This is a genomic window from Streptococcus intestinihominis (genome assembly GCF_046824975.1).
GTDB lineage: Bacteria > Bacillota > Bacilli > Lactobacillales > Streptococcaceae > Streptococcus.
Genome location: NZ_JBKQBL010000001.1, coordinates 512,203 through 516,248 on the forward strand (window position 1 = coordinate 512,203; position 4,046 = coordinate 516,248).

2 protein-coding genes are annotated in these 4,046 nt (G+C 45.6%); both read right to left on the reverse strand.

Annotated elements, in window-relative coordinates; all coding sequences use genetic code 11:
* Positions 1 to 2,873, reverse strand: a 2,873-nt coding sequence (locus ACLOR3_RS02590; RefSeq protein ID WP_412036961.1) for a pneumococcal-type histidine triad protein, incomplete at its 3' end; no start/stop codon positions are given.
* 9 nt (positions 2,874 to 2,882) lie between these two features.
* A complete protein-coding gene (locus ACLOR3_RS02595; protein WP_411400151.1) occupies positions 2,883 to 3,818 on the reverse strand; it encodes a metal ABC transporter solute-binding protein, Zn/Mn family in 936 nt (311 codons plus the stop codon).
* Between the last annotated feature and the right edge of the window lie 228 nt (positions 3,819 to 4,046).

The window sequence follows — 4,046 nt, forward strand, 5'->3', positions numbered from 1 at the left end:
TAGAGGGCTACGTCGCCAAGTTGAGGTTCTTCTGTTTTCTTTTGCTTTTGTTGTTCAATCGTTTCACCAACTTCACGCAAAAGAGTTTTCCCAGTTGTCAAAGCCTTATCAGCATCTGGCTCTTGGCGCACCTGTTCCAAACGTTCTTCAAAGGCAGGACGTTTGCTTTCCTCTACTTGTGGCAACAGAGAGGTGATTTGTTCTACAAGTACTGTCAAGAGACTAGAGCGTTGACGAGACTCTGTCTTTTCATCCAGGCCACCATAGACTCCCTTGAGGAAGTCGTAAACAGCTAGATTATAGGAAGGAGCATCTGCTCCCTTTTGATCCAGAACTGTTTTTTCAATTGGATAGGTTGGAGCATTTTCCTGAGACACTAGTTGGTCAATGGCCTGCTTGGCTTGGTAGAGTTCCATGAAATGGGCTTTTGAGTCCCAAGCTTCTTCAAAGGCCTGAGCCCGGTAAAGCTTCAAAGCAAGGTCTGCTGCTGTCGCCCGCAATTCTGGTGTCAAGCGCGCATCGCTTAAACTTTGGTAGAAATACTTGAGGTAGTCCACCGAAGTCACACCAGTACGATCTTGCATCTCCTGAATAGCTTGCAACAATTTTCCTTCTTGCTCCAAGCCTTGGCTATCTTTAGCTGTATAGGCTTCCTGCAACTGAGAAACAAGGCTTTCTTTCTTGAGTTGGAAGGCTTCGGTATCTAGCAAGCGAACCTGTTCCAACAATTCCTGGTAGCGACGATCCAAGGCCGTTTCTTCTTTTGGCTTGACTTCCTGAGTCGCATGGATGTATTCTTTATCAACTTGGTCAAGACTTGCCAAGTAGCCTGCTGTCGAATTGCTTGGGAAGTTTTTAACTGTTTCTAAGAATTGACCCAAGTTTAACTCAATCCGTCTTTGTTGCAGAGGGTCGGATGCGTACAACGTCCGACTTTCTGCTAGGAGTTGGTTGACCTTGTCCTCTACAGCTTTCTGGTCCAAGTCACCTTTCTGGTAAGCTCCTTGGATGGTCGGTAGACGGTGAGCCAAGTAGTCCGCCAATCCTGCTGAGCGTACCTTGATGTAGTGGTTATGATCTCCATGCGGAATGACAAACTGGCCGTTCTCGATTTGCATGGTATATGGCGAAATACCAGAGCGAAGCGCTGTTGCATAGAGCTCGTTGATAAAGTCTAGCTCAGGATTCCCTGTTTCAAGCGGAATCCGAACATGCTCCTTCCGTACTGCATAAGGGTGGATATGGGTTGGATCGTATTCTTGGTCTGGATTGTTAAAGACAAAGAAACCATTGGAAATCTTGATAGCTTCCCGAGGAACGCCGTAGGTCTGGCTAATGTACTGGATTTTTTCTTCATCCGAAGCATCGCGCGAATAGGTCGCCACATCATCTGTCAGTGGTTGCCCCTTGTCCTCTTCCTTCTTACCAGCTAGCACTGCCTCTGCAGCAGCGATTTCTTGAGGTGAGAGATCCTTCTTGTAGAAGTAATGGGCATGGTCTCCGTGAGCGACCATATAACCCTCGTCATCCTTGCTGATGACATGATCTGCATGGAATCCATGATCGTGCTCATGGGCCTGTTCACCTTCATGATGATGATCATGATCGGCTTCATGCTCCTCATGGTCATGCTTGTGATGAGGATCCTCCTTCTCATGGTCGTGGTTCTGATCGACTGGTTTTGTGTCTGGGCTTGAAGGTTGAGTTGGACTCTCTTCTTTTGCGATACTTCCACCTTGTGTACGGGATAGTTGGAACTGTCGTGCCAACTCCCGCTCTAAAGGCGAAAGGAGACTATAAGGGATGAAATGGAAATGATCCCCATGAGGATAAACTACCCCTTGATCTGTCCATTTGGTAATCTTACTTGGATCAAAAACAGAACCATCCGACTCAACATGGCGCTCTGAAAGCGGAGTTTTTTGCAACTCTTCCAAAAGGCTCGGCAAGGTCCCCCCTTTATTAGTTGCTGTTGGATGAGGCACAGAAGCTGTAATCGTTGGAGTGACCGGGTCTGAGATTGGCTGATTCGGATTACCCGATGAAGCTAGCTGGCTAGAAGGTGGAGCAATAGGATTTACTTCATTTTTTCCTCCTCCATTTAAAACCGCTAAGGCAGCATATAATTCTCCAGCTGATAAGGCACTCTTCGGAATATAGTGGTAGTGTCCCCCATGAGGCACGATAAAGCCATCTCCTGTATCAGAAATCACATCCCCAGGATGGAAGACATAGCCGTCATCTGTCCGGTAGCCACCCTGGCTAGGCTTGACTCCTGCTGTTAGACTGGCTACTGTTTTCCCTTCTCGTAAAGCCTGACTTGGCTGACTAAAATCACGAGTTTGCCCAGCTTTTTGGACACTCTCTTTCGAATCTGAAACCAGCTCTCCTTTTTTCTGTTGGGCAATTTCCTCCACCGAACGAACATTCAGTGTATGTTGCGGATCGGTTAGATAAAGGTAGTAGTTCCCATCCTTCTTGATAATATAGCCATCTCGCACCTGTGTGACTATGTCTGATTGCTGTAGTTGGTAAGAAGGGTCCCGTAAAATCAACTCCTCACTAAAAATCGCATCGTAAGGGACCTTGCCATTGTAGTAATGGAAATGATCTCCATGGGAAGTCACAAAGCCCTCGTCAGTAATCTTAACCACAATCTGCTCTGCCTTGGTCTTTTCCTTCGAGTTGACGGATTCAATGCTTTCTTCCTGCTTGTTTGAGCTACTAGCTGACTTTTTCTTGTCTCCTTGTAAATACTGCACCTGATTCTGACTCTTTTTGTCTTCCTTGACTGGTGCTTGCTGACTTAAGGCGTAGGCACATAAACCCAGACCTAAGGTCGCTACTAATCCAATTGTTCCTTTTTTCTTCATTCTTTCTACTTACTCCTGTAATTCTTTCGCTAGACTCGCCATATTTTCTTCTAGGTTCTCCAAGAAATCTTTGTTATTTTCTGGATCTGCTTCGAGAGGATCCAAGACCTTCACCTTTGCCCCTGTCGCCTTGGCAATGCTATCAGCCACCTTGGACGAGGTATGCTTCTCAACAAAGATAGTCTGAACTTGATAGTCCTTGACAAACTGCTGAATCTCAGCTAATTGACGGGCTGTTGGTTCCTGCTCAGGCGAGATCCCTGCAATTCCTAATTGTTTCAAACCAAAGCGCTTGGCTAAATAAGAAAAGGCTGTATGCTGAGTCACAAAGGTTTTTTGTGTCGCTTTTTCAAAGAGAGGTTGGTATTTGTCCACCAAAGCCTCACAGCGTTTTGCAAGCTTTTGGGCATTAGCCTCATAATAACTTCTATTTTCTGGATCGATGTCTCCCAACTCTTTGGCGATGATCTTCCCTTCTTCGGCGATTTTCAGTGGATCCATCCAGGTATGGGGGTCATACAAGTGTTTTGCATCCTTCCCTTCCGTATCCTCAATATCTTCTAAGCCAGCGACCTTATCCAATTCCATTCCTTTGCTGGCTTCGATGACCCGCAGTTTCGAGTCTTGCAAGCTAGGATCTAGACGTCCAGCCCAAGATTCGAGTGTTTGAGAATGGTAGACGAAGACATCCGCATCATAGATCTGGGCTGTCTCCTTGGCCGAAGGTTCGTAATCATGAATCCCAGCACCTGACTGAACCATCCATACTTCGTTTCGATCGCCTGAAATTTCCTTCACCAGGGAATAGACAGGATAAAAACTCGTCACAATTTTGAGCCCCTTTTTAGTAGAGTCAGCTCCCGAACTCCTCTGGCTCCCACAAGCCACTAGCAACAAAAGGCAGACGAATCCTATTCCTAAGGCTCTTAGTTTCCTCCCAAACATGTATAAATCCTTTCTTTTTCTTAATCGGTTCATTAAACAGTTAATTAACTAGTTAATGATAACGTTAATTTTTTAGTTTGTCAAGAATTTTTTTGTATTTTTTATCACACAGAAAAAAGAGGCCCCCTAGGAGCCTCTCAGATTGAAGACAAAGCAATCTTAAAAACTTTCCTTAGGTGAGGGCGGACGTCAGCGAACTTCGAAGAAGTTCCATGACTTAGTTTTGGA